General features: G+C 72.3%; 23 protein-coding genes. 9 read left to right on the forward strand and 14 right to left on the reverse strand.

The features are described 5' to 3' along the window. The first annotated feature begins 100 nt into the window (after window positions 1-100). The 3 genes from AB0L00_RS36040 (at window position 101) to menD (ending at window position 3,774) form a co-directional block, all read left to right on the forward strand. Window positions 101-1,000, forward strand: a complete 900-nt coding sequence (locus tag AB0L00_RS36040; RefSeq protein WP_364441821.1) for a 1,4-dihydroxy-2-naphthoyl-CoA synthase — start codon at window positions 101-103, stop codon at window positions 998-1,000. A gap of 123 nt (window positions 1,001-1,123) precedes the next feature. After that, window positions 1,124-2,116: an o-succinylbenzoate synthase gene (locus AB0L00_RS36045; RefSeq protein WP_364441823.1), complete on the forward strand. Its 993-nt coding sequence runs from the start codon at window positions 1,124-1,126 to the stop codon at window positions 2,114-2,116. Continuing rightward, complete coding sequence (gene menD / locus AB0L00_RS36050) at window positions 2,113-3,774, forward strand: 2-succinyl-5-enolpyruvyl-6-hydroxy-3-cyclohexene-1-carboxylic-acid synthase (RefSeq protein ID WP_364441824.1); 1,662 nt, start codon at window positions 2,113-2,115, stop codon at window positions 3,772-3,774. The genes AB0L00_RS36045 and menD overlap by 4 nt, the downstream gene beginning before the upstream one ends. Before the next feature lie 95 nt (window positions 3,775-3,869). Here the strand turns inward: menD and AB0L00_RS36055 are convergent, their stop codons facing one another. From AB0L00_RS36055 to AB0L00_RS36075, 5 genes are all read right to left on the reverse strand, one after another. Beyond that, window positions 3,870-5,654: an ABC transporter ATP-binding protein gene (locus AB0L00_RS36055; RefSeq protein ID WP_364441825.1), complete on the reverse strand. Its 1,785-nt coding sequence runs from the start codon at window positions 5,652-5,654 to the stop codon at window positions 3,870-3,872. After that, entirely contained in the window at window positions 5,651-7,489 is a 1,839-nt protein-coding gene (locus tag AB0L00_RS36060) for an ABC transporter ATP-binding protein (protein ID WP_364441827.1), read from the reverse strand. Before AB0L00_RS36060 ends, AB0L00_RS36055 begins: the two co-directional genes overlap by 4 nt. Next, complete coding sequence (locus tag AB0L00_RS36065; RefSeq protein ID WP_364441828.1) at window positions 7,486-7,926, reverse strand: MarR family transcriptional regulator; 441 nt, start codon at window positions 7,924-7,926, stop codon at window positions 7,486-7,488. The genes AB0L00_RS36060 and AB0L00_RS36065 overlap by 4 nt, the downstream gene beginning before the upstream one ends. An 86-nt stretch (window positions 7,927-8,012) precedes the next feature. Then, a complete protein-coding gene (locus AB0L00_RS36070; protein WP_364441829.1) occupies window positions 8,013-9,164 on the reverse strand; it encodes a winged helix DNA-binding domain-containing protein in 1,152 nt (383 codons plus the stop codon). A 54-nt stretch (window positions 9,165-9,218) separates the two neighbouring features. Next, complete coding sequence (locus AB0L00_RS36075; protein ID WP_364441830.1) at window positions 9,219-10,025, reverse strand: tyrosine-protein phosphatase; 807 nt, start codon at window positions 10,023-10,025, stop codon at window positions 9,219-9,221. A gap of 93 nt (window positions 10,026-10,118) precedes the next feature. On the opposite strand from AB0L00_RS36075, the gene AB0L00_RS36080 reads away from it, so the two are divergent. Beyond that, a complete protein-coding gene (locus AB0L00_RS36080) occupies window positions 10,119-10,883 on the forward strand; it encodes a TetR/AcrR family transcriptional regulator (protein WP_364441831.1) in 765 nt (254 codons plus the stop codon). Between the two features lie 6 nt (window positions 10,884-10,889). Here the strand turns inward: AB0L00_RS36080 and AB0L00_RS36085 are convergent, their stop codons facing one another. Together AB0L00_RS36085 and AB0L00_RS36090 are read right to left on the reverse strand one after the other, a co-directional pair. Beyond that, entirely contained in the window at window positions 10,890-12,116 is a 1,227-nt protein-coding gene (locus AB0L00_RS36085) for an isochorismate synthase (protein WP_364441833.1), read from the reverse strand. Between the two features lie 183 nt (window positions 12,117-12,299). Next, window positions 12,300-12,704, reverse strand: coding sequence for a VOC family protein (locus AB0L00_RS36090; protein ID WP_364441834.1), 405 nt, complete (start codon window positions 12,702-12,704; stop codon window positions 12,300-12,302). Between the two features lie 61 nt (window positions 12,705-12,765). Between AB0L00_RS36090 and AB0L00_RS36095 the strand changes: the two genes are divergently transcribed. Continuing rightward, window positions 12,766-13,209, forward strand: a complete 444-nt coding sequence (locus AB0L00_RS36095) for a MarR family winged helix-turn-helix transcriptional regulator (protein WP_364441837.1) — start codon at window positions 12,766-12,768, stop codon at window positions 13,207-13,209. Here the strand turns inward: AB0L00_RS36095 and AB0L00_RS36100 are convergent. After that, a complete protein-coding gene (locus AB0L00_RS36100; protein WP_364441839.1) occupies window positions 13,206-14,240 on the reverse strand; it encodes a zinc-dependent alcohol dehydrogenase family protein in 1,035 nt (344 codons plus the stop codon). The genes AB0L00_RS36095 and AB0L00_RS36100 overlap by 4 nt on opposite strands. Before the next feature lie 66 nt (window positions 14,241-14,306). After that, on the reverse strand, window positions 14,307-15,107 hold the full coding sequence (locus AB0L00_RS36105) for a methyltransferase domain-containing protein (RefSeq protein WP_364441841.1): 801 nt from the start codon (window positions 15,105-15,107) through the stop codon (window positions 14,307-14,309). 91 nt (window positions 15,108-15,198) lie between these two features. Here AB0L00_RS36105 and AB0L00_RS36110 point away from each other — a divergent pair, with 91 nt between their 5' ends. Further along, entirely contained in the window at window positions 15,199-15,516 is a 318-nt protein-coding gene (locus AB0L00_RS36110) for a metalloregulator ArsR/SmtB family transcription factor (RefSeq protein ID WP_364441842.1), read from the forward strand. Continuing rightward, the gene (locus tag AB0L00_RS36115) at window positions 15,513-16,442 is read left to right on the forward strand and encodes an SRPBCC family protein (protein WP_364441843.1); all 930 of its coding nucleotides are present in this window, start codon (window positions 15,513-15,515) and stop codon (window positions 16,440-16,442) included. The genes AB0L00_RS36110 and AB0L00_RS36115 overlap by 4 nt, the downstream gene beginning before the upstream one ends. Here AB0L00_RS36115 and AB0L00_RS36120 read toward each other — a convergent pair. Continuing rightward, window positions 16,415-17,062 (reverse strand): spermidine synthase, encoded by a 648-nt coding sequence (locus AB0L00_RS36120; protein ID WP_364441844.1) that lies wholly within the window; start codon window positions 17,060-17,062, stop codon window positions 16,415-16,417. The two genes, AB0L00_RS36115 and AB0L00_RS36120, sit on opposite strands and share 28 nt — an antisense overlap. A gap of 107 nt (window positions 17,063-17,169) precedes the next feature. Between AB0L00_RS36120 and AB0L00_RS36125 the strand changes: the two genes are divergently transcribed. After that, window positions 17,170-17,403 carry a CsbD family protein gene (locus AB0L00_RS36125; RefSeq protein ID WP_364441846.1) on the forward strand — a complete coding sequence of 78 codons (234 nt, stop codon included), beginning with the start codon at window positions 17,170-17,172 and terminating at the stop codon, window positions 17,401-17,403. 168 nt (window positions 17,404-17,571) lie between these two features. Here AB0L00_RS36125 and AB0L00_RS36130 read toward each other — a convergent pair whose 3' ends face one another. The 3 genes from AB0L00_RS36130 to AB0L00_RS36140 all read right to left on the reverse strand — a co-directional run bounded on the left by AB0L00_RS36130 (window position 17,572) and on the right by AB0L00_RS36140 (window position 21,261). After that, window positions 17,572-19,029 (reverse strand): FAD-binding protein, encoded by a 1,458-nt coding sequence (locus AB0L00_RS36130; RefSeq protein ID WP_364441847.1) that lies wholly within the window; start codon window positions 19,027-19,029, stop codon window positions 17,572-17,574. A 265-nt stretch (window positions 19,030-19,294) separates the two neighbouring features. After that, a complete protein-coding gene (locus tag AB0L00_RS36135; protein ID WP_364441848.1) occupies window positions 19,295-20,596 on the reverse strand; it encodes a HAMP domain-containing sensor histidine kinase in 1,302 nt (433 codons plus the stop codon). Further along, window positions 20,593-21,261 carry a response regulator transcription factor gene (locus tag AB0L00_RS36140; RefSeq protein ID WP_364441849.1) on the reverse strand — a complete coding sequence of 223 codons (669 nt, stop codon included), beginning with the start codon at window positions 21,259-21,261 and terminating at the stop codon, window positions 20,593-20,595. The genes AB0L00_RS36135 and AB0L00_RS36140 overlap by 4 nt, the downstream gene beginning before the upstream one ends. A gap of 91 nt (window positions 21,262-21,352) precedes the next feature. Between AB0L00_RS36140 and AB0L00_RS36145 the strand changes: the two genes are divergently transcribed. Continuing rightward, entirely contained in the window at window positions 21,353-22,648 is a 1,296-nt protein-coding gene (locus AB0L00_RS36145; protein WP_364441850.1) for a hypothetical protein, read from the forward strand. Window positions 22,649-22,951: 303 nt separating this feature from the next. Here the strand turns inward: AB0L00_RS36145 and AB0L00_RS36150 are convergent, their stop codons facing one another. Further along, on the reverse strand, window positions 22,952-23,530 hold the full coding sequence (locus AB0L00_RS36150; protein WP_364441852.1) for a TetR/AcrR family transcriptional regulator: 579 nt from the start codon (window positions 23,528-23,530) through the stop codon (window positions 22,952-22,954). Window positions 23,531-23,533 lie beyond the last annotated feature (3 nt).

A 23,533-nucleotide genomic window follows, 5' to 3' on the forward strand; every position in this document is an offset into this window, starting at 1 on the left:
CGATCCCGGATACCGACTACGGAACCGCACCACCGACGCGCTTGAATAGAGCCGGCGCCGACAGGCAGCGGGCCGCCGGCGGGCTGGAAAGGAACACCGCATGGTCTCCGAGCTGTTCGACCCGGACGCGTGGAAGGCGGTCGAGGGCTTCGACTTCACCGACATCACGTACCACCGGGCGGTGGACCAGGGCACGGTGCGCATCGCGTTCGACCGGCCCGAGGTCCGCAACGCGTTCCGGCCGAACACCGTCGACGAGCTCTACCGCGCGCTCGACCACGCCCGGATGTCCAGCGACGTCGGGTGCGTGCTGCTCACCGGCAACGGCCCGTCCCCGAAGGACGGCGGGTGGGCGTTCTGCTCGGGCGGTGACCAGCGGATCCGCGGCCGGGACGGCTACCGGTACGCCGAGGGCGAGACGGCCGACACCATCGACCCCGCACGCGCGGGCCGGCTGCACATCCTGGAGGTGCAGCGGCTGATCCGCTTCATGCCCAAGGTCGTCATCTGCGTCGTCCCCGGCTGGGCGGCCGGCGGCGGGCACAGCCTGCACGTCGTCGCGGACCTGACCCTGGCCAGCCGCGAGCACGCGCGGTTCAAGCAGACCGACGCGGACGTCGCCAGCTTCGACGGCGGCTTCGGCTCGGCGTACCTGGCCCGGCAGGTGGGGCAGAAGTTCGCCCGGGAGATCTTCTTCCTGGGCGACACGTACGACGCCGAGGCGGCGCACCGCATGGGCATGGTCAACGCCGTCGTGCCGCACGCCGAACTCGAGCGGACCGCGCTGGAGTGGGCGCGGAAGGTCAACGGCAAGAGCCCGACCGCGCAGCGGATGCTGAAGTACTCCTTCAACCTCATCGACGACGGCCTGGTCGGCCAGCAGGTCTTCGCCGGTGAGGCGACCCGCCTGGCGTACATGACCGACGAGGCCGCCGAGGGTCGCGACTCCTTCCTCGAGAAGCGCGCGCCCGACTGGTCCCGCTTCCCCTGGTACTACTGACCTCCCGGCTCCGCCTCGGCGTCGCCTCGCGGCCCGCGCGCCGGAGCCGCCCGGACCTCCGAGATCGTCGGCCCCGGTACCGACCGGCCCGTGCACGAGCGGGGGACACGCGGCCCTAAGGTAATGCGGGAAGCAGCGTCTCCGGACAGGGGGGTCAGGCCATTGCGCGTGTTCGCCATCCCGATGCGCACGCGGTTTCGCGGGGTGACACGGCGAGAGGGGATGCTGGTGCGGGGCCCTGCCGGATGGGGGGAGTTCTCCCCTTTCCCGGAGTACGGCCCGAAGGAGTGCGCCCGCTGGCTCGCCGCGGCCCGGGAGGCGGCGCATGACGGATGGCCCGCGCCACTGAGGTCCCGGATCCCGGTCAACGTCACGGTGCCGGCGGTCGACGCCGACACCGCCCACCGGATCGCCGCCGCGTCCGGCTGCCGTACGGCCAAGGTGAAGGTCGCCGAACCCGGGCAGCCGGAGGCCGACGACCTGGCGCGCGTCGAGGCGGTCCGCGACGCGCTCGGCCCCGGCGGGAAGGTCCGGGTGGACGCGAACGGCGCCTGGGACCCCGACACCGCCGTCCGCATGCTGCGGCTCCTCGGCGAGCTGGAGTACGCCGAGCAGCCCTGCGCGACGCTGGACGAGCTCGCCGCCGTACGCCGTCGCGTCGAGACGCCGATCGCCGCGGACGAGTCGATCCGCCGTGCCGAGGACCCGCTGCGGGTCCGTGCCGCCGAGGCCGCCGACGTCGTCGTGCTCAAGGTGCAGCCCCTGGGCGGGGTACGCGCCGCGCTGCGCGTCGCCGAGGCGTGCGGGCTGCCGGTGGTCGTCTCCAGCGCGGTGGAGACCTCGGTCGGGCTCGCCGCGGGCGCGGCGCTGGCCGCCGCGCTGCCCGAACTGCCCTACGCCTGCGGGCTCGGCACCCTGTCGCTGCTGGACGGCGACGTCGTGGCCGACCCGCTCACGGTGACCGACGGCGCGATCGACGTGCGCCGTCCCGAGGTGGACGAGGACGCCTTGCGGCGATACGAGGTGGACGGCGCGGCCTGGCGACGGCGCGCGGGTGACGCGCAACGGGAGCTGGGCGGGGCGCCGCTGGTGACGGACGCAGAGGCGGCTCGATGAACCCGGCGACCGCGCTGGCGACCGTACTGGTCGACGAGCTGACGCGCTGCGGGATGACCGACGCCGTCCTGGCGCCGGGTTCCCGGTCCGCGCCGCTGGCCCTGGCGTTGTATCAGCAGTCGAAGATCCGGCTGCACGTGCGGATCGACGAGCGGTCCGCGTCGTTCCTGGCGCTCGGCATCGCCAAGCGCAGCGGCCGTCCGGTCGCGGTGATCTGTACGTCGGGGACGGCGGCCGCCAACTTCCACCCGGCCGTGGTCGAGGCGCACGAGGCCGGGGTGCCGCTGCTGATCCTGACCGCCGACCGGCCGCCGGAGCTGCGCTACACCGGCGCGAACCAGACGGTCGACCAGGTCAAGCTGTACGGCACGGCGGTGCGCTGGAGCTGTGAGGTCGGCACACCGGAGGAGCGTCCGGGCATGGTGGCGTACTGGCGGTCGCTGGCCAGCCGCGCCTGGCACGCGGCGCAGCAGCCCGACCCCGGCCCGGTCCACCTGAACCTCGCGTTCCGCGAGCCGCTGATCCCCGACGGGGACGAGGACTGGTGCGAGCCGTTGGACGGCGACGTCACCGGCGCCTGGACCAAGGTGCGCGCGGCGACGCCCGGCTCGGTGCTGCACGTGCCCCCGACCCGTCGCGGCGTCCTGGTCGTCGGCGACGGCGCGGTCAACGTCAAGCGCTACGTCGCGGCGGCGTCGATGGCGGGCTGGCCCGTGCTGGCCGAGCCGAACGGCAACGCCCGCTACGGCGACCACGCCCTGTCGGCGCACCACTTCCTGCTCGGCGTGCCCGAGTTCGTCGACCGGCACCACCCGGACGTCGTCGTCACGCTGGGCAAACCGGGGCTGTCGCGTCCGCTGCTGTCGTTCCTGCGCCGCGCCGAGCAGCACGTCGTCGTCTCTCCGTCGCTGGCGCGCTGGCCGGACCCGGTCCGGTCGGCCACACAGGTGGCGCAGGAGGCGGAGATCCCGGTCGTGTCGGGCGACGACTCGTGGCTGAAGTCCTGGCGGACCGCCGACCTGATCGCGCGCAACGCGGTCGACTCGGTCCTGGACGCCACCGACGAGCTGACCGAGCCGAGGCTCGCCCGGGACCTCGTCGCGGCCATCCCCGGCGGCTCGCTGCTGCTGGCGGCGGCGAGCATGCCGATCCGCGACCTGGACCAGACGATGCACCCGCGCCGGGGCATCCGCATCCTCGCCAACCGCGGGGCCAGCGGCATCGACGGCCTCGTCTCGACGGCGATGGGCGCCGCGCTGGCGCACGGCAACCGCGCCTACGCCCTGCTGGGCGACCTGGCCTTCCTGCACGACCAGAACGGCCTGGTCATCGGTCCGCAGGACCAGCGGCCCGACCTGGCCATCATCGTGATCAACAACGTCGGGGGCGGGATCTTCTCGCTGCTGCCGCAGGCGTCGTTCCCCGAGCCGTTCGAGCGGGTGTTCGCCACGCCGCACCAGGTGGACATCGCCTCGATCGCGGCGGCGCACGGCATCCCGTACGCCCGGCTCGAGTCGTTGAACGACCTGTCCAAGGTCGTGGCCAAGGAGGGTCTGCGGATCGTGGAGGCACGGACCGACCGCGTGGCCAACGCCGAGTTCCATGCCCGGATGCGCGAGGCGGCGCAGGACGCGGTCCGGTCGCTCCTCGGCGTCTGAGGCCGCTGCTCGCGAACCTCGAACGCTCGCCTGGACGCGGAATCCGCGGAATCCGTCACCTGGTCGTCGGCGTCCGCCTTGCGCCAGAGGGCCGCTCAGCCGGTCTCGTACGCCTTGGCCTGCAGGGTGAACAGCTCGGCGTAGCCGCCGCCGCGGGCGAGCAGTGTCTCGTGGTCGCCCACCTCGGTGATCCGGCCGCCCGCCAGCACGATGATCAGGTCGGCGGTGCGCGCGGTGGAGAACCGGTGGGAGATGAGCAGGGTGACGCCGCCGGCCCGGCGTCCGGACCGGGACAGCGCGGCGAACCGGGTGAACAGCTCGGCCTCGGCGGCGGGATCCAGGCTCGCGGTCGGCTCGTCCAGGACGGTCAGCAGGGGGTCGGCCCGCATCAGGCCGCGGGCGAGCGCGATCCGCTGCCACTGCCCGCCGGAGAGCTCCTTGCCGCCGGTGAACCAGCGGCCGAGGGGAGTGGCGAGCCCGTCGGGCAGCCGGGCCGGCAGGTCCTCGGCGCCCGCGGTGGCCAGCGCGGCGCCGACCGCGGCCTCGTCCTCGATCCGGGGCAGGTCGCCGATGCCGACGGCCTCACGGGCGATGAGGTTGGGGCGGACGAAGTCCTGGAAGACCGCCGTGGTCCGGGTGCGCCATCGGTCGGGGGAGAGGCCGGCCAGGTCGGCGCCGTCGACCAGGATCCGCCCGGCGGTCGGCCGGTACATCCCGGTCAGCAGCTTGACCAGCGTCGTCTTGCCCGCGCCGTTCTCCCCGACGATCGCGACCGTCGCCCCGGCGGGCAGGTCCACGGTGAGGTCCTGGAGGACGTCCTCGGCCGCTCCCGCGTAGCGGAAGCCCACGCCCTCCAGGCGGAGGCCCGTGCGAAGGCGGTCGGGCACCGGCGCCGCGGCGGGCATTCGGGTCTCCTTCTCGACGTAGTCCTCGAGCCAGGCGAGCCGCCGCGCGGTGCGGACGGCCGTGGCGAGGGACCCGGCGGTGTCGGAGGCGCCGGCGACCTGGCGCTGGGCGCGTCGCATCAGGCTCACGGCCATGACGACCTGCCCGGGGGAGGTGTGCCCGTGCGCCGCCCGCAGCACCAGCACGATGATGACGCCGACGAAGGCGACGGCGTACCCGGTCCAGCCCAGCGCCTCCCACGCCGCGCCGCGGATCGCGCCCCGGACGTCGCGCCGTCGGGCGTCCTCGGTGAGCGCGGCGTGGCGGGCGGCCAGCGCGTCGGTGACGCCGTACGTGCGCAGTTCCTTGGCGGTCTCGGCCCTGGTGGCGAGCGTGAACAGGTCGCCGATCAGCCGCCGGACCGGGGCGAGCTCGTCGCCGGTGCGGGCCTGGACGCGCCCGGCCCGCCGGTCGGCCAGCGCCGGGATCAGCCCGAACAGCGGCACGAGCATGACCGGTGAGTACACGGTCGCCAGCAGCAGCATGATCACGCCACCCCGGATGGCCACCTGCCACGCCCGGAGCAGCTGCCGGGGCGCGGCCGCCAGGCTCCGGCGGTCGTCGCGAAGCTGGTCGACCTCTGACAGCAGCTCCTGGCGTTCGAAGTGCTCCAGCCGGGGCGCGGTGCTCAGCAGCAGCGCGACGCGCTCGGAGACGAACAGGTTGAGGCGGTCGGTGAGCGTCCAGTTCCCGGTGACCGACAGCGTGGTGAGCGTCGTCGCCACGGTGAAGAGGATCGCCACGACGGCCACACCGAAGCTGATCTCATCGGAGCGGTGCGCGAGCGCCCCATCCACCATGTAGTGGAAGCCGAGGGGGAAGGTGGCAGAGGCGACGGCCCCGACGGTGGCCGCCGCGAACGCCCACAGCAACGTCATGGGCGCCGCCCGCCAGGCGGTGCCGATCAGGGCCGTGAGGGCGGAAGTGCCTTTCACCGGCGTGCCTCCCGGCTCGGTGCGAAACGGGCTGCCTGGAGCCGGAACATCTCGGCGTACGTGCCACCGGCCCGCAGCAGCTCGTCGTGGCTCCCGGACTCGGTGATGCGGCCGCCGTCGAGGACGGCGATCCGGTCCGCCCGGCGGACCGTCGAGAAGCGGTGCGAGATGATCAGGCTGGTGACGCCCTCGGTGATGGTCAGGAAGCGGTCGTAGAAGCGGGCCTCGGCGCGCACGTCGAGCTGGGCGGTCGGTTCGTCGAGGACGAGGACGCCCGCGCCTCGCTCGACGGCGTACAGCGCCCGCGCGAGGGCGATCCGCTGCCACTGCCCGCCGGACAGGTCCCGGCCGCCGTCGTACTGTGCGGACAGGATGGTGTCCCACCCGTCCGGGAGGCCCTCGATCGGTTCGACGGCGCCGGCCCGGCGCGCCACCGCCGCCAGGACCTCCGGGTCGGCGGGCTCGCCGGACAGGGCCATCGTGACGTTCTCGCGGGCGGTGAGCGGCAGTCGGGTGAAGTCCTGGAAGACCGCGGCGACGTGCCGTTGCCAGTCCCGTACCGGGAACTCCTCCAGGGGGACGCCGTCCACGAGCACGCGGCCCGCGGTCGGCGTGCGCAGGGCCGCCAGCAGCGAGATGAGCGTGCTCTTCCCGGCCCCGTTGACGCCGACGACGGCCAAGGAGCGGCCCGCCTCCAGCACCAGGTCCAGATCCTGCAGCATGTCCCGATCGGTGCCGGGATAGCGGAACGAGACGCCCTCGAACCGGATCTCCCGGTGCGGTCGTCCGGCCACGGCACGCCCGCCGCCCGCGGGCACGGGGGCGGGCCGCAGGTCGGCGGTCAGCGCGTCCAGGTCGGGGACGGACGACAGCATGGTCTCCAGCGCGATGTCGGCCGCCGTCAGCCCGCCGACCTGCATCGTGGCGGGCAGCATGGTCAGCATCGTGACGAGCGTGCCCAGCGGCAGCGTGTGACGGTACGCGGCCGTGCCCAGGGTGACGGCGGCGGTGCCGTACCCGGCCAGGATCAGCACGGTGGACATGGCGATCCGGCCGTTCAGCCGCCGTATCTCCTCGCCGGCGGGCCGCATCGCCTCGGCGTTGTGCTCCCGGTAGTTGCCGACGAGCCAGGGGCCGAGACCGAACACCCGGACCTCCTTGGCGGCGGCCGGGCGGAAGGCCAGGTGAATGTAGTACCAGCTGCGCCGCAGCGGTTCGGTGGCCTTGCGGAACGTCGCGATCCGCGCCCGGACCAGCGCCCGCAGCGGCCGCCGGACCAGCAGCCACATGACGAACAGGCCCAGCCCGAGCCACCACCGGAAGCCGGCCAGGACGGCACAGGCGATCACGCCCGAGAGCCGGTCGCCGAGCTGCCCTATCAGCGTCATCGCCGCCCCTGCGGGCTGGTAGGCGGACAGCTCGCCGCGCGCGGACGCCAGCCGGTCGAGCACGGCCGGGTCCTCCAGGTGCGTGATCCCGGCGGGCGCGCAGACCGCCTCGATCAGCCGTGCCTGCTGCAGGGCGCTCATCCTCGCCTGGACCATCGCGGTCAGGACGTCCTCGGCGGGGCCGCGCAGCAGCGACAGCGCGTACAGCAGGCCGGCCACGGTCAGCCGGGTCAGCAGCACCTCCCCGTCGTGTCCGCCCAGCCCGGATCGTACGGCCGCCGGAACCGCGCCGACGGTCCGGCCCATGGCGATCAGGACGAGGTTGGGGATGAGTCCCTCGGCGAGCATGAAGACGACGGCGCCGGTCAGCAGGCCGGGCGAGCCGACGGCCAGCGCCTTCAGCACGCGGAAGCGCGGCGAGTCCCGCAGTGCCGCCGGCGGCCTCACGGGGTGACCGCCTGGTCGTCGTCCCACGAGACCAGCGACTCCATCAGCTCGCCGGCCAGCCGCAGCAACTCTCGCTCGGTCGGGGTCAGCCGCTCTTCCATCCGGTGGGCCAGCCAGACGGTCCTCGGCCGCAGATGGTCGTCCAGGCGCCCCCGGCCCGCCTCGGTCAGCCTGATCCGCAGCCGTCTGCGGTCGTCCTGATCGGGGACCCGGTCGATCAGGCCCTCCTCCTCCAACCGGGACAGCGTTCGCGTCATCGTCTGCGGCTCGACCTTCTGCAACTCGGCCAGCGTCCCGGGCGTCAGGGCCCCCGCCCGGTCCAGGTGGGACAGCACGCCGACCATCGACAGGCTCAGCCCGTCACGCGGCCGCTCGGCCCGCATCCGTTGCGCCAGGCTGTTCACCGCCCGAGCGACCACCTCTGCCACCTCATCCATGGCGGCAGAATATAGTTCGCAACTGCGTACGAGTGCTACCGATTTTTGGGATTAAGCGGCCGGAACAAGTTCGTTGCTGCGTACCGTCAGCCCGGCGAGTCGCCGATCCGGACGTCGTGGTCGGCTCCATCGGCGGCGAAGGCCAGGAGCCGGGCGCCCTCCTCGAGCAGCGCCGTACGGTCCCGGGCGGACAGCGGCGCGTACGGCTCGACGGTGAGGACGGCGCGGTCGCGCTCGCGGGTGATCCGCCAGGTGCCGTGGACGAAACCGTCGATGAGGAACGTCGGCCGCGGGGAGTCGTTCGGAGTGGCGAGCCGGCCGCGGTGGTCATCGGAGAGGACGCGCGTACGGTCCGCGTGCGACCGGAGCAGGTTGTCGTACTCGGGAAGGAAACGGGGCGGAGCGGGCGTCTCCGGGTCGGGCCGCGGCGCGTCGGGCAGGTCGAGCAGTTCGGTGCCGTTCTCGTCGCGGAAGGACAGCAGGCGCGGCCGGAGCCGGTCGATCACCTGGCGTTGCCGGGTCACACCGGACCAGGTCTGCAGGTCCTTGACGGAGGCCGGCCCGTACGCGGCCAGGTAACGGAGCGCCAGGTCCTCCGGCGAGGGGTCCGATGACAGCGACCGGCCCAGCCAGGCCTCGGCCGACGTGTGCACGGCCTGCCCGCCCCGGCCCCAGATTCCCCGGGGCGGCAGTTGCACGAGCGGCACCTGGGTACGCACGACCGCGGTGAGCGCGCCGGGGTCGCGGTCCGGCAGGACTTCGCCGAGCGCAGCGCCGAGGTCGGCGAACGTGCGCGGCCGCTCCTCGACGAGCGACCGGCCGAGGGCCGCGACCTCCTCCAGGTCCAGCCCGGCCAGGTGGCGGCCGTACCCCGTTCTGAGGGCGCGGTCGAGCACGGGCTGGACGAGCGGGCGCGACTCCAGGAAGTCGGCCGCGCTGACGAGGTGGATCGTCCCGCGGATCAGCGTGCTGCGGACGAGGTCGCGGCCGTCGATCCGGTCGGCGAGCTCGTCGGTCCGGAACCCGGCCAGCCGGGTCCACAGCCCGACGTACGGCGCCAGCGGCGCCTGGGCCTGCATCGCGACCAGACGCTCGACCGCCCGGACCGCCGGCAGAGTCTGGCGAGCGAGCAGCAGCTGGCGGGCGAGCAGCGCCCGGTTCAGCGCCCGGCGGCCGAGGACGCCTCCCGCCTCCGCGGTGGGGGACGGCGCCGGTCCGGGGGAACGAAGCATCTCCATGCCCGACACCGTACGGGGGAATGCGGCCGGTTTCCGGCCGCAATGATCACTCGGTCACCGGTTGCGGAACCGGCCCACCTCGACCCGGAGGGTGGCGCGGAGGGCGGCGGTGTCCTCGTCGGTCCAGCCGTGGCGTTCGAGCCAGCCGAGGGGGCCGTCGTAGCGTTCGTCGATGACCGCGAGGAACTTCTCCATCGTCTGCGGGTGCGGCATATGCGTGTCGGCGGGCCGGGAGTCGAGGTCCTGGGCGTAGACGGGGCTGGAGCGCAGGCGGGCGAGGATGGCCTCCAGGCGCTCGCCGGTCGCCGCGTAGTCGGCGACGATCTCCTCACGGGGCACGCCCGCGACGTGCAGGGCGAAGGCGACGACGACGCCGGTGCGGTCCTTTCCCGCGGCGCAGTGCACGATCGACGTGCCGCCGGGGACGACGCGGAGCGCGCCCACGACGGAGTCGGGGCGGTCGGCGAGGTAGCCGAGGTAGTGCCCGACGGATCGGTCGCTCTCCGGGCCGGCCTCCTCGCGGCTCTGCCAGGGCAGGATCTTTTCGGTGTCGAGCGAGTCGGCCTCGACGTCGGTGAACCGGCCGCCCTCGGTGAACAGGGACAGGTGGTGGATCGTGACCGTGGGCACGTCGGTCAGCGGACCGGGGCCCGTGAGGTTCACCTCGGCCTCGCTGCGCAGGTCGACGACGTTGCGCAGGCCCAAGTCCGTGACCAGGCGGTGGACGTCGGCCGGGGTGAGGTCCTGCAGGTTGTCCGAGCGCAGCAGCGCGCCGGGGCGGATGGCCCCGCCGTCGGCCGTGGGCAGGCCGCCCAGGTCCCGGACGTTGACCGCGCCCTCCAGTTCGATCCAGTTGCTCATGATCTGGACCTTATCCGGCGTGGATGACCGTTCCACGTCGCGAGGGCGCGCGCCGATCGGCGGAACGGTGACGGGTTTGGAGACAATTACGGGGTGACGACCGAGTACAGCGGCAGCGGAGATCCCACGCGGACCATGGAGCTGTTGTGGGGCGCCCAGCCACGTCCCCGGAGAGGCCCGAGGCCGCGGCTGACCACCGAGCAGATCACCCGGGCGGCCATCGAGGCGGCCGACGCCGAGGGACTGGCCGCGCTGTCGATGCGGCGGGTCGCCGAGCGGCTCGGCGTGGGCGCCATGTCGCTCTACACGTATGTCCCCGGCAAGGCGGAGCTGGTCGACCTGATGGTCGACGCCGTCTACGGCGAGCGGTCGGGCCCGGTCGAGACGTCCGGCGGCTGGCGGGAGCGGCTGGCGGGGGTGGCCCGCGCCAACTGGGCGCTGTACCGCCGGCACCCCTGGATGCTGCAGGTCGCGACGGTCCGCCCCGCCCTCGGGCCGAACGCGCTGGCGAAGTACGACGAGGAGCTGCGTGCCGTCGAGGGGATCGGCCTGACCGACGTGGAGATGGACGCCGTGCTGACCCTCGTCCTGCAGCACGTGGTGAGCTCGGCGCGCCTGCTGGTCGAGGCGGCGGAGGCGCAGAGCCGTACGGGCCTGACCGACGAGGAGTGGTGGGCGGCGCACGCCCCGCTGCTGGCGGAGGTCTTCGAGGCCGACCGGTACCCCGTCGCCGCCCGCGTGGGCGCCGCCGCGGGCGAGGCTCACCAGGCCGCCCTCAGTCCCGAGTACGCCTTCGAGTTCGGTCTCGCCCGGATCCTCGACGGAGTCGGCGCGCTCGTGGAGTCCCGCTCGGCCTGAGGGGGTTCAGCCCTCGATGGCGTACTGCATGGCGCGCAACTTGGTCTGGGTCTCGGCGAGCTCGGCGGCCGGGTCGGAGCCGGCGACGATGCCGCCGCCGGCGTACAGCCGGGCGCGCGGTCCCTCGATCTGCGCGCACCGCAGCGCGATGCCCCACTCGCCGTCGCCGCGGGCGTCGATCCAGCCGACGGGCCCGGCGTAGCGGCCGCGGTCCATGGCCTCCAGCTCCCGGATCAGGGCGAGGGCGGGGTCGGTGGGCGTGCCGCCGACCGCGGGCGTCGGGTGCAGCGCGCCGACGACGTCCAGGACCGAGCGCTCCTCGTCGAGCCGGCCGCGTACGGGCGTGGCCAGGTGGATGAGGTTGGACAGGCGCAGGATCTCCGGCTCGGCGGGCATCGTCAGGTCCCGGCACAGCGGGGCCAGTGCGGCGCGGACCATGTCGGCGGCGTAGGAGTGCTCCTCGCGGTCCTTGGCCGAGGCGAACAGGGTGGCGGCGCTGGAGTCGCCGTCCGAGCCGCGCGCGATGGTCCCGGCCAGCACGAGCGACTCGACCTGGCCGCCCATACGCCGGACCAGTAGCTCGGGCGTCGCTCCGACGAGTCCGGCGCAGGCGAAGGTGTAGCAGGAGGGGAAGCGGTCGGCGAGGCGCCGCAGCAGGATCCGGCTGTCGATGGGTTCGTCCGACACGGCCAGCAGATCGCGGGCGAGGACGACCTTGGACAGGTCGCCCGCGCGGATGCGCTCGACTGCGGCGGCCACGGCCCGCATGTGCCGCGGCGTGGTCACCTCGCCGTCGGCCCACCGGATGCCGGTGGGCGGCGCCGGGGGCCGCAGGAGGGTCAGCGGGTCGGCGTGCTCGCCGATCGTGGTGTACCAGGCGTGGCCGTCCCGGCGGCCGAGGACGGTGCGCGGCACGATCAGCACCGAGTCCCCGGAGTGGGGATCGAAGGAGAAGCTGCCGAAGGCGACCGGCCCGGAGCCGGGCACCTGGAGGGGATCCTCTACCGTCGCGGCGTCGAAGAGCGCCGCGAGCCACTGCCGCGCCCACGTGAAGCGGTTCTCGCCCGCCGGCACGGCGACACGCGCGGCCTCGCCCCAGCCGACGAGCCCCTCACCGTGCCGTACCCAGGCCAGGGCGGTGGAGTGGGGGAGTCGTGCCAGCAGGTCCTCTGGCGCGCGCACGGGGACGGTGCGTACGGCGAGCCGCTCCGGCAGTCCAACAGCGAGGGTCACGAGATCCCACTGTACGGGAGATTTGAACCCGTTCAAACAGCAGGGACCCCTGCGATTCGCGAGATTCAGCGCGGCGGTTCCCGTCTGAGGTGATGCCCGGAATGCAGGGTAGCCGCCACGTCTGGCGCTAAACATCACCGATGTCGGCTATCGCCGGGGTCGCTCGCGGCCGGTGGCGCCGGCTCAGTACGCCTGCAGCTCCAGCAGGTTCCCGTCGGGGTCGCGGACCAGGGCGTTGCGGAGGGTCGGCCCCCACTCCGGGCGGTCGGCCGGGGCCGCGACCGGGCGAGCGCCGTGGCGCAGGCACAGCGCGTATCCGGCGTCGACGTCGGCGACCCGGCCGACGAGCATGGCCCGGTCCTGGGCCGGCGCGTCGACGGGCAGGTCCGCGGTGCCCGCGACCGCGGCCATCGCGGCGCGGTCGAACAGCGCGAGCAGGCCCTCGTCCCCGACGTCCCAGCTCGCGTACGGCCCGGCCGCGTCGCCCCGGGCCAGTGTGGCGCCGGTCAGCTCGGGCAGCACCGCGTCATAGAACCCGAAGCACTCGGCGAACCGGCCGACCAGCAGGCGGGGATACAGCGCGTCCACGACGACTCCCAAATAGTAGGTGATTACCCATCATTGGTGCGTACCCTACACTTGACAGATCATGGAGGAGACACCGCCCAGCCTGCTGGCGCTGACCCCCTACCTGCTGTCACGGGTGGGTAAGACGGCGCGCGGCCGGATCGCCGAACGCCTCACGGCCCGCGAGATGCGCCTCTGGCACCTGGCCGTCCTGGCCGCGCTGGCCGACTTCGGTCCGCACGCGCAGCGCGACCTCGCCGCCCGACTGAGGATCGATCCGAGCGACGTGGTGAAGGTCCTCGACGAGCTGGCCGCCGCGCGCCAGGTCGAGCGGGCGCGCGACCCGGCCGACCGGCGTCGCGTGACCGTGACGATCACCGCCGCCGGCCGTACGGCCCTCTCGGAGCTGACCGCCGACACGTCGGCCGTTCAGGAGGAGGTCCTGGCCCCCCTCGACGAAGGTGAGCGCGCCGTGCTGCACTCGCTACTGCGCCGGATCTTCGCCCATCTGCACGATGGGGCCTAAGGGACGATGACGGTGGCGCCCGCGGCGGGCGCGGTGCCCATCGCCGCCAGCGCGGCCGGCGCCTCGGCCAGGCCGATCGTCCGGGTGATGAGAAGGTCCGGCCGCAGCGTGCCGGACGCGACCATGGCCATCATCGGGCCGTAGGCGTGCGCGGCCATCCCGTGACTGCCGAGGACCTCCAGCTCCAGCGCGATGACCCGGTGCATCGGCACGACGGCGGGCCCGGCGGCCGGGGGCAGCAGGCCCACCTGGACGTGACGTCCGCGACGGCGCAGGCTCTCGACCGACGCCGCACAGGTCGCCGGGCTGCCGAGCGCGTCCAGGGACATGTGCGCGCCGCCGCCGGTGATCTCGCGGACGGCCTCGGCCGCCCCGTCCGGGCCCTCCACGCAGGCGGCGGCGCCGAAGCGGCGGGCCAGCTCCAGCGCGCCGGGGGAGACGTCGACCGCGACCACCCGGGCCCCGCACGCCGCGGCGATCATCACCGCGGACAGCCCGACTCCGCCGCAGCCGTGCACCGCCACCCACGCGCCCGGTCCGACGCGCCCCTGCGCCGTGACGGCCCGGAAGGCGGTCGCGAACCGGCAGCCCAGCGCGGCCGCCGTCGCGTACGGCAGCTCCCCGGGCAGGGCCACGAGGTTGACGTCGGCGTTGTCGATCGCGACGTACTCCGCGAACGACCCCCAGTGGCTGAAACCGGGCTGCGTCTGCCGCTCGCACACCTGCTGGTCGCCGGCCGCGCACGCCGCGCACCGGCCGCACGCGCACACGAACGGCACCGTCACCCGGTCGCCGGCACGCCATCCGGTGACGTCCGGGCCGACCGCGGCGACGACTCCGGCCAGCTCGTGCCCGGGTACGTGCGGAAAGTGCGTGATGTCGGGGTCGTGGCCCATCCATCCGTGCCAGTCGCTGCGGCACAGCCCGGTCGCCTCGACCCGGATCACCGCCCCGGCGTGAGGCGGCTCCGGATCGGGCACCTCTCGTACCTCCGGCATCAGCCCGAACCCGTCGTACGCCACCGCCCGCACCGGCCCGCCCCTTCTTCGACTCCGGGGCTCACCGTATAGCGGCACCCGACCGGGCGGGAACGCGTGTCAGCGCGTGCCGTGGGCCAGGAGGGCGTGGGCGGGTACGCGCACGCGCCCGCTCGGCACCGCGTGCGGCTTCAGAATCACGTCATAGGCCTCTTTGACCCGCGCGATCGTCGCGGCGTCCTGCCGGGCGAGGACGACGCCGTTCGAGCCGACGCGCGCCATCGCCCCGGATCGCCACCATTCCTCCGGCTCGAACTCGAAGTCCCAGGTCAGCTCCTCCACCGCGACGTCGCGGAACACCCGGCCCACCAGATCGCCGAACGCGTCCGGCCGGCCGTACTCCAGGAACGGGCTGAGCGGCACGTCGTCCGGCCACGGCACGCCGACCTGGTCCATCGCGTCGCGGACCAGCGCGAGCACGCCGCTGCCGGGCATCCTCCAGCACGTCAACGCGAGCCGGCCGTCCTGCCGGAGCACGCGGCGCAGCTCCCGCAGGGCGGTCTCGGGCTCGCCGACGTGGTTGATGACGAAGTTGCCCGCGACCGCGTCGAACGCCGCGTCCTCGTGCGGCAGGGCGGGCAGCACCGCGACGCGCACGTCCGCCTCGGGCGCGTTGCGCGCCGCGGTCCGTGCCATCTGCGGATCGGCGTCCACGGCCGCGACGACCGCGCCCCTGCGCAGCGCGCCGGTAGCGACGATCCCCGGGCCCGTGCCCAGGTCGAGCACGCGGTGGCCCGCGCGCACCCCGGCCGCGTCCAGCAGTGGCTCGACCGCATGGGCCGTCAGCCGGGCGAAGCCCTGCTCGTACGCGTCGGCTCGGCCGGCCCACAGCTCACGTTCGTACGCGTCGAATTCGGTCACGAGCGGCAGCGTACGGGTCCCGGCGCCTCGGAGGAGGTGACGCAGGCTGTATTCCTTGACAGACATATAGCTGTGCCGTTATGTTCCCTGGGTGAGCACGACCTTCGACGTACTGGCCGAACCCGCCCGCCGCCGCATCCTGGACCTGCTGCTCGAGCGTCCCCGTCTGGTCGGGGAGCTGACCGAGGCTCTCGGCCTCACCCAGCCCGGCACTTCCAAACATCTGAGGGTCCTGCGTGAGGCGGGTCTCGTCAGGGCCCGCCCCGAGGCGCAGCGCAGGTGGTACGAGCTGCGCCCCGAGCCGCTGGCCGAGGTGGACGCGTGGCTGGCGCCCTACCGGCGGCTGTGGTCCGACTCGCTCGACGCGCTGGAGCGTCACCTGGACAGGATGGAGACCGACGACACATGAACCCGACCATGAAGACCGCGGACGGCCGCAGCGCCCTCCGGTTCGAACGCCGCCTCGGGCATCCGGTGGAGAAGGTCTGGCGCGCCCTGACCGACCCGGCCCATCTCGCGCACTGGTTCCCCTCCGAGGTCGAGGAGATCGACCTGCGCCCCGGCGGGAAGATTCGCTTCAAACAGGAGTTCCAGGAGCTCCCGCTAGGCACCGGGGAGATCACCGAGCTCGACCCGCCGCACGTGCTGGCCTTCACCTGGTACGAGGATCCGCTCCGCTGGGAACTGCGCCCCGACGGCGAGGGCTGCCTCCTCGTCTTCACCCACACGTTCACCGACCGGCCGATGGCCGGCAGCTTCGCCGCCGGCTGGGACGCCTGCCTGGCCTCGCTGGACTCGGCCCTGGCCGGCGCTCCCACACCGCCGGTTCCGGAGGACTACGCCGCGCGGCACGACGCGTACGCCGAGGCGTTCGGCCTGGACGAAGGCGACCTGCTCGAGGACGCCGGCGGCTGGACCATCCGGTTCGAGCGGAACGTCCCGCATCCCATCGAGAAGGTCTGGCCGGCGCTCGCCGGGTCCGGGGCCATCCCCGGCGGCACCCCGCCGCCCGGGGCCGTCGCCGACCCCGTCGCGCCGGGCGAGGTGACCGAGGTCATCGCGCCGGAGCTGCTGGAGTACGCCTGGCCGTCCGGCGGCGACGCCCTCGGGCGGGTGCGATGGGAGCTGACCGGCGGCCACCCGGCGGGCACCCGGGTGGCGCTCACCCACACCGGACCGGCGGAGGAGCGCGGCCGGTGCGCCGCCGCCCTGGCCGCCTGGCACCTGCGACTGCGGTCGCTGGCCGACCGGCTGCGCGACGCGGAGCGCCCCGGCCCCGGCGAGGACGCCGGAGAGCTGGAACGCCGCTACGCCGCCCGGGTCACGGCCAGGTAGACGACGTCGGGTTCGCCGCGGGTGACCTCGACCGGATGCGCCGACACGTCGGCGAACCGCTTCCGCAGCCGATCCGCGAACGCGGTGACGGCGGCGGCGCTCCACACCGCGAGGACGCCGCCGGGCCGCAGCCGGCCCGCCAGCAGGTCCAGTCCCTCGGGGCCGTACAGCGCGGCGTTGCCCTCGCTGACCGTCCACTCCGGGCCGTTGTCGATGTCCAGGCAGATCACGTCGTACGGCTCGCCGGGCGCGCGCAGCCAGTCCAGGAGATCGGCGCGCTCGACACGCACGCGCGGGTCGTCGAGGGCGCCCTCGGAGTACGACCGGAGCGGGCCGGCGTGCCAGCCGATCACCGCCTGCTCCCGCTCGATGACGGTCACCTCGCGGGTGTACGGGGAGCGTACGGCCTCGGCGAGGGAGAAGCCCACGCCCAGCCCGCCGATCAGCAGATCGGCCGGGCGGGCGAGGCGGTCGAGGGCAGCCCTGACCAGAAGGCGCTCGGACGCGCCGGCTCGGGTGTCCATCAGGAACACGCCGTTGCTGATGATCTCGAAGTGCTCGCCGTCGCCGCGTAGGACCAGCTCGCCGTGCGGGCCGATCCGCCGATCGTGGACCTCCATGAGCCGCCAGCCTACTCTTCAAGATCGCCGGTCGGCGGAGTGAGTGACCGGTGACGGAGAGTCGTACGCCGAGGTCGAAGAGCCGAATAGGTCGTCAACGAAGGGGAATGACCAGCCCGTACAGCTTCGTACGGAAGGGGGAGCCGATGGGTCTCCTGGACAAGTTGAAGAACAAGATGGAGAAGGCGAAGGGCCGCGGCAAGGAGGCGGCGGGCCGAGGAGCCCGCGACCCGTACCTGGAGTCCGAAGGACGCAGGGACCGCATGAAGGGCGGCGTCAAGCAGGTCGGTGAGCAGGCCAAGGACGCCGCGAAGGAGGCCCGTCGCACTTTCAAGCGGTAAGGGGTCGGGAAGTAGGAAGGTTGCCGCCCGCCGTGCGGGCGGCAACCTTCCTTATTGAAGCCGCCGGCGAGGCCCGACGCTGTCACTCCTGGGCCGAGGCCCTGCCCCCGGACATCTTGGCCGCCCGGGCCTTCCGCTTTCTGGACCGCGCTGATCCGGCTGCGGACTTCACGGTCCCGGAGGGAAAACGCCCTGGCCCGGAGTGAGGATTCCGTCGGGGTCGTAGCGTTCACGGGCCGCCTTGAAGGCGGCCCATGCGGGGCCGTAGTGGGTGCGCCACTCCTCAGGCGTGGTGGGTATGGAGCCGACCGGGTACTGGAAACCCCCGACGGCTTGGGCATCCAGGTAGAGGGAACGGTTGGCCTCCACCATGTCCTGCGGGCTCTCGGCTCCGGGTGAGGCTGTTCTGAGCAGCGTGAAGAGGAAGACCGTCTCCTCGTCGGGCAGGCGCAGCAAGGGCAGGTGCAGGCGGGCGCGGGGGAAGGGATAGAGCAGGACCACGCCGCTGGCGCCGACCTCGGTCTCGGTCAGGTCCTTGATGGCGGCCTCCACGAAGGCGTCGGTGCGGCTCGCGGGCAGGAACATGTTCCACCAGGGGTGCGGGCGGTACCACTCACCTGTGGACTTCAGATCGGCGACGCCCACGGCGAGCCGGTTGAGGAACTCGAAGTAGGACATGTCCTGGATCTGCCGGTCGCCGGGCTGGTCGGCCAGACCGTCGAGAAGCCTGGCGTCGTCGGGCGGGGTCGTGCCGTTGAAGAAGGCGACCGCTTCAAGCTGGTGACTCCAGCCGGCGGAGCCGGTCGGCAGCCCGAGCTCTCCCTCCACGTAGGCGAAGCGGCCGTCGTTGACCACGCGCCGCTGGTCGGCGGTCAGCGCGGCGAGGCTCGGGTAGGAGAGCAGGTAGTGGCGGACCGTCGCGGGGGCGGGCAGCAGGCGAACGGTGGCCCTGGTGATGATGCCGCACTGTCCTCTTCCGGCCAGCGCCGCGCGGAAGAGGTCGGGGCGCAGCTGTGCGGAACACCTCCTCAGGCTGGCCTCCCCCGTGACGACCTCCAGCTCCACGACGCTGTCCACCTGGGCTCCGTGGTGGTGGGTCTGGCCGCCGAGACCGCCCACCGCGAGCGTGCCGCCGACCGAGAGCTCCAGGTAGTCGGTGAAGACCGGAGGGGTCAGGCCGTGGGCCAGGGTCGCCTGCGCCAAGCCGCTCCAGAGCGCGCCCGCCTCCACGACGGCCGTGTCCTCCCGCACCTCGACCACGTTGAGCGGGGTCATGTCGATGATCAGACCGCCCGCGACCTGGCCCTGACCGAAGGTGGCGTGTCCCTGGCCGCGCGCGGCCACCTGCAGGCCGTGCGTCCGGCAGTACTTCATCATCAGCATGATGTCCGACACGGCGCCGGGCTCCAGCACGGCCCCGGGGGTCCGATGGACTAAGTGCCCGAAGTCGTCGGCCGCCTCGCCGCGCGAGGCGGGATCGGTCACCACCTTGCCCTTCAGCGGCGGCAGGTCGACCATCCCCTGAGACCGGGCAACGTCGGTGACCCACGTGCGCGTGGACGGGTCGAAGCCGACCACGGCCGCCCCCGCCCTGAGGAATGCCTGTCTCCACGGATGCCACGGCATAACCGATCCTTTCGCAGCGCGGTCACGTCGCGTCGATAATCGCCGACGGCACCCGGCGACGCTATCCGCACGAAACCGGATGACAGCTACAAAAGGGTTACCGCGGCGCTTCGGGCCTCGACGGGCGAGCCGTGGGGCAGGGCTGCGTGAGGTCAAACGCACGCTCGCGGTGTTCACCCATGGTCATCAGGTTTTAGATGCCTTCCCACGGTTTCTTCCGGTCTCCCTGAGGATCAGCGGAGAGCCCTGACCGGGATCGGGGTGATCAGCCGCGGGGCAGGGAGATGACGAACCGTCCGGCCGCGTCGATGGCGATGTCTCCATCAGCCGTACGGGCCAGGCGTCGAGCGAGCGCGAGCCCGAGTCCGACGCCGTCGTGACCGTCGTCGGGGTTGGCGCGCCGGCCTGGTTCGAACACTGCGTTACGGAGTTCCACCGGTACGCCGGGACCGTCATCGGTGATGATGATCTCCACGTCGGCCGTGCACTCTATGGTGATCCGGGTCCGCGCGTAGCGGCGTGCGTTGTTCAGCAGGGGCACGAGGATGCGCTCGACCAGGTTCGCGGGTACCCCGGCCGTCACGTTCTTACCGGTTACCACGATCGACGGCCCCTCCGTGTTGCGCTCGGCCAGATCACGGGCCAGGTGGAGGAGCGAGCATCGGTCACGGATGCGATCGGCGGGGATCGTGAGAAGGGACTCACAGATCTGCTGCATGGTGGCCGCGCTCGCCGCGATCGCTTGATGTGAGGTGTCTCGTTCGGCGGCGGTGCGGTTTCGCGCGATCAGCCAGTCGATCTCCGCAGTGATCCGAGCCAGCGGGGTCCGTAGTTCGTGTGAGAGTTCAGCGGTGAGTTGTTGTTCGTGGCGCAGGACGGCGGAGAGCCGATCGAGTAGCTGATCAAGGTTTCTCGCCAGCCCGGCGAGTTCGGCAGGACGGTGTTCCGCGCCGAACCGGTGGTGGGTTCCATGCTCTCCCCATTGCGCGGCCTGCTCGCTCATCTGTGTTACCGGCCGGAGGGCACCGCGAACGACCGCGCGAGTCAGCAGGTAGACGCCGAAGAGCAACAGCAGGCCGAGGATGGCGGAACCGGCCAGCACCAGACGGGCCAGGTCGCTGTAGGGGTCAAGATCAACCGCGCTGACCACCGTGCCCACCCGCCGGCCTTCGGACATCACCGGCAGCGAGTAAACCCTCCAGGCGTAAGGCGTCTTGATATCCATGAAGGTCTTGCGCCGCCCGGCCATGCGGTCCGCACTCGCCTGCAGCCCTTTGGGTGCTCTGGGGCGCTCGATGGCCGTGTGACCCTGGTAGATCCAGACTCCGACATCCAAAGCACGGTCGTCGGAGGGTTCCAGCACTCGGATATGGCCGTCCGGCCAGGTCTGCAGGGTCGCTGCCACGGCCGCCGCCCGCGTCCGCAGCAGGTCATCAGACTGTCTACGCAGCTGTGCGTGAAGCGCCAGGTTGAAGATGACGGTGAGCAGCGTGACCCAGATCGCCGTCGTGGTCAGCGCGACCAGGGCGAGGCGGCCGCGTAGAGTCGCCGGCGTGAGGGCCCTCATGTGAATCGGTAGCCGACGCCGCGTATGGTGCTGATGCCCCGCTCACACCCGGCTTCACGGAGCTTACGGCGCAGGCGCGTCAGGTACTGGTCGAGGGTGTTGTCATTGACTTGGGCGCCTTCGGGCCAGGCCGAGCGCACCAGGGCATGGCGCCGGACGACCGTGCCAGGGGCCGCCATCAAGGAGGCCAGCAGCCGGAACTCGGTGGGTGTGAGGGGCATCTGTGTGCCGTCCGCGGTCTTCAGCACGTGTGCGACCGGGTCCAGCCGCAGCCCGTCGACCTCGGTGGCCGCCTCGCGACCGGCTCTGCGCAGCACCGCGCGGACCCTGGCAGCGAGTTCGGCCAGGTGGAAGGGCTTGGCGAGATAGTCATCGCCGCCCGCGGAGAAGCCCGAAAGCCGGGACGTGAGGCCATCACGAGCGGTCAAGAAGATGACCGGCATGTCCAACCCGGCAGCGCGCATGGCCTGGCAGACGTCCCTGCCATCGGAGTCGGGCAACCCGATGTCCAGCACGACTGCGTCGATCTGGTCATCTATCGTCCGCAGCGCGCCTGCTCCGTCCGCGGCTGTCAACACCTCAAAATGCTCTTCGCGCAGGCCTCGGGCGAGAACGTCACGAAGTCCGTGGTCGTCCTCGACGACCAGGACGCGGTGGATGGTCACATCGTCAGGTTACGGACCTTCCCGTAACCCAACCCCACCTGCCTGCCGAGCGCTCAGGTTTTGTTCAGACACGCTGTGCCAGTCTTCCTCGATGACGACAACCCAGCAGATCCGGATGGGCGAACCGACCGGCCGGCAGATGCTCAACAAGGTGCCTGAGGTCACGGTCTGGTTCTGGATCATCAAGATCCTCTGCACGACCGTCGGCGAGAGTTTCGCCGACTACATCAACGAGACCCTCGGCTTCGGCCTGACCAACACCATGCTGTTGTTCACCGCGGTCTTCGCGGTCGTGCTAACGGTCCAGTTCCGTACCAAGCGCTACAGCCCGTTCCCGTACTGGCTGACCGTGGTGGTGGTCAGTGTCGCCGGCACGCTGTACACCGACATGCTCACCGATAAGCAACACGTCCCGCTGTGGCTGAGCTCAACGGTCTTCTCGGTCCTGCTGGCCATCGTCTTCGGAGTCTGGTGGCTGCGTGAGCGGACCCTGTCGATCCACAGCATCACCACCTTCCCGCGTGAGGCGTTCTACTGGCTGACCGTCCTGGTGACGTTCGCGCTGGGCACCGCCACCGGTGACTGGACGCTGGAGCTGACCAACTGGACGCCCGCGCAGTCGGTGTTCCTGCCGCTTGGCCTCATCGTGTTGATCACCGGGCTGTGGAAGTTCGGCGCCAACCCGGTGCTTTCGTTCTGGCTGGCCTACATCCTCACCCGCCCGCTCGGCGCCAACATCGGTGACTGGCTCGCCTCCCCGAAGGTCGCGGCCAACCCCGGCGACCCGGTCGGACTCGGCCTGGGCACGTTCATCACGAGCCTGATCTTCCTCGGCGCCATCCTGGCGACGGTCATCTACCTGACGATCAGCCGCAGCGACGTCGCCGAGACCTACGAGGCGACGCACGCGCCGTCAGGCACCACCAACCCGCGCCGGGAGCACATCGCACTGGGAGCCTTCGGCGTGATCGCCGCCGGCACCGCCGCGCTGATGGTCTGGGCCCACAACCAGCCCCACGTCACCTGCGACCCGACCGGTCAGAGCGAGACGATGCCGGCCTGCCCGAAGCCGGCCCTGACCGGCGACCAGACGACCGCCGCAGTGGCGAAGTACGAGAACCTCGCCCAGACGGCGATCGCCCAGGACCGGGCCAGGAAGGGCGCCGCCTCCCACGCCACCGTGCAGAAGATGCGCGATGACTGGGACGCCGACGCCACCTCGCTGCAGGCGGTCAACAAGAAGACCTGGACCCTGCTCGACAACCAGATGGACGCGGTCCTCAAGACGTACGCCATCGACCACGGCCACATCAAGCCGGCCCCAGCCGCCAAGCAGGAGAAGCAACTCAAGGTCCTGCTGGCCGACTTCAAGAGCCACCGCTTCTGAATGGGCACGTGAAGTAGGCGGATCGCCCTTCTGCCCCGCGGGTGGCCGGTACGGGCGGCCGACGGTAGCAACCCATGAAGACGCCGGCCCCAGCAGCGCTGGCCGGATTCCCGCAGGAGCGACCGACGCCGAAGCCCCATCCTTGCCCATGAACGGCTTGACCGCGCGCCTGGTGCTGGACACGCTGGACCTCCCGCCGGGCGCGACCATCGCGGTAACCGGTGCCGTCGGGGCGGTCGGCGGCTACGTCATCCAATTGGCCAAGGCGGACGGCCTGCGCGTCGTCGCCGACGCCGCACCGGCTCACGCGGATCGGGTGCTGAGGTCGAAGAGGACGACCAGTTCGTCCGCGCACCGGTCGGGGTCGAGGCCGGCCGAGAGCAGAGGCGCCACGCTGTCGATCGAGGCGCGCAACGCCGACGCCATGATCTGCGGATCGAAGGGGCGGAACGCGCCCGTGCGCTGCCCGTGGCCGAACAGGTCCGCCAGCCGGCTCACCGAGTCGATGTGGTGCCGTTCCCAGTCGCCCAGACCGCCGTTCAGGAGGATCTGCTGCAGCGCCCGCACCTGCGACGAATGGCCGGCGATGAACGCCACGTTCGCCCGGATGACGGCGGCGAGCAGCTCGCGGGCGCCGGTCGCGGCGTCGAGGGCGGGTCGCATGTAGCTCTCGGCGTCGGCGACGACCTGGTCGGCGACGGCCGCGAACAACGCGTCCTTGCTGGAGAAGTGGTAGGTGATCAGACGCTTGCTGCTGAGCCCGGCCACCTGGCAGATCGCCTCGAACGTGGTCGCCTGGTGGCCGCGCTCCGCCAGCAGGGCGATCGCCGTACGGATGATCTGCTCCTTGCGGGCCGCGGTCGCCGCCTGACGGGTGGTCATGGC

Origin of the sequence: Actinoallomurus sp. NPDC052308 (assembly GCF_040679195.1) — a bacterium.
GTDB lineage: Bacteria > Actinomycetota > Actinomycetes > Streptosporangiales > Streptosporangiaceae > Actinoallomurus > Actinoallomurus liliacearum.

Excerpts from the sequence above, each read along its gene's own strand:
- AB0L00_RS36040 (WP_364441821.1), top strand. The coding sequence starts at position 101 with ATGGTCTCCGAGCTGTTCGACCCGGACGCGTGGAAGGCGGTCGAGGGC.
- AB0L00_RS36045 (WP_364441823.1), top strand. The coding sequence starts at position 1,124 with ATGCGGGAAGCAGCGTCTCCGGACAGGGGGGTCAGGCCATTGCGCGTG.
- menD (WP_364441824.1), top strand. The coding sequence starts at position 2,113 with ATGAACCCGGCGACCGCGCTGGCGACCGTACTGGTCGACGAGCTGACG.
- AB0L00_RS36065 (WP_364441828.1), bottom strand. The coding sequence starts at position 7,926 with ATGGATGAGGTGGCAGAGGTGGTCGCTCGGGCGGTGAACAGCCTGGCG.
- AB0L00_RS36070 (WP_364441829.1), bottom strand. The coding sequence starts at position 9,164 with ATGGAGATGCTTCGTTCCCCCGGACCGGCGCCGTCCCCCACCGCGGAG.
- AB0L00_RS36075 (WP_364441830.1), bottom strand. The coding sequence starts at position 10,025 with ATGAGCAACTGGATCGAACTGGAGGGCGCGGTCAACGTCCGGGACCTG.
- AB0L00_RS36095 (WP_364441837.1), top strand. The coding sequence starts at position 12,766 with ATGGAGGAGACACCGCCCAGCCTGCTGGCGCTGACCCCCTACCTGCTG.
- AB0L00_RS36115 (WP_364441843.1), top strand. The coding sequence starts at position 15,513 with ATGAACCCGACCATGAAGACCGCGGACGGCCGCAGCGCCCTCCGGTTC.
- AB0L00_RS36120 (WP_364441844.1), bottom strand. The coding sequence starts at position 17,062 with ATGGAGGTCCACGATCGGCGGATCGGCCCGCACGGCGAGCTGGTCCTA.
- AB0L00_RS36125 (WP_364441846.1), top strand. The coding sequence starts at position 17,170 with ATGACCAGCCCGTACAGCTTCGTACGGAAGGGGGAGCCGATGGGTCTC.
- AB0L00_RS36130 (WP_364441847.1), bottom strand. The coding sequence starts at position 19,029 with ATGCCGTGGCATCCGTGGAGACAGGCATTCCTCAGGGCGGGGGCGGCC.
- AB0L00_RS36135 (WP_364441848.1), bottom strand. The coding sequence starts at position 20,596 with ATGAGGGCCCTCACGCCGGCGACTCTACGCGGCCGCCTCGCCCTGGTC.
- AB0L00_RS36145 (WP_364441850.1), top strand. The coding sequence starts at position 21,353 with ATGACGACAACCCAGCAGATCCGGATGGGCGAACCGACCGGCCGGCAG.
- AB0L00_RS36150 (WP_364441852.1), bottom strand. The coding sequence starts at position 23,530 with ATGACCACCCGTCAGGCGGCGACCGCGGCCCGCAAGGAGCAGATCATC.